Here is a 623-nt window from a genome sequence, read left to right on the forward strand (position 1 = left end):
CGGCCTTTCCAGACCCGGCCGCCATTGAACAGCGAGTCCAGTGCAACGACGGCGCCCATCAGCCTTGCCTCACCAGGCCGCAGAACACCCCTTCGATGGCCAGGTCCTGATCGGGCCGCACCACGATGGGTTGATAGGCGGGGTTGCGCGGCAGCAGGCGCACGCGCTCGCCCACGTGTTCGAAACGTTTGATGGTGACTTCACCGTCCAGGCGTGCCACCACGATCTGCCCGTTCAAGGCCTCGGCACTGCGGCGTACGCCCACCAGGTCGCCATCGAGGATGCCGTCTTCGATCATCGAGTCGCCCTGCACCCGCAGCAGGTAATCCGGGGTTTTCGCGAACATGCCCGGGTCGAGCAATAGACGGTTGTGCACTTCGGCATCGGCGCCAATGGGCAAACCGGCGGCCACCCGGCCGAGCACCGGAATATCCAGCAGCTCCGGCCGCGCCGGTTGATTGAGCAGGCGGATGCCGCGAGCCTGGTTCGGGTTGACCTCGATAAAGCCGCCCTCGGTCAGCGCCAGCACATGCTTGCTCGCCACGCTGCGGGAGGCAAAGCCGAACGCCTCGGCGATCTCGGCGAGGCTGGGGGACTGGCCTTGCTGCGCGATACGGTCGCGG

General features: G+C 66.6%; 1 protein-coding gene. It reads right to left on the bottom strand.

The window, feature by feature from the left end; genetic code table 11:
- Positions 1-58 precede the first annotated feature (58 nt).
- Positions 59-623 (bottom strand): transcriptional repressor LexA (gene lexA / locus HX846_RS38980; protein WP_178967671.1); only part of this gene is annotated, 565 nt, incomplete at its 5' end.

The organism is Pseudomonas sp. K5002 (genome assembly GCF_013386655.1).
Classification (GTDB): Bacteria; Pseudomonadota; Gammaproteobacteria; order Pseudomonadales; family Pseudomonadaceae; genus Aquipseudomonas.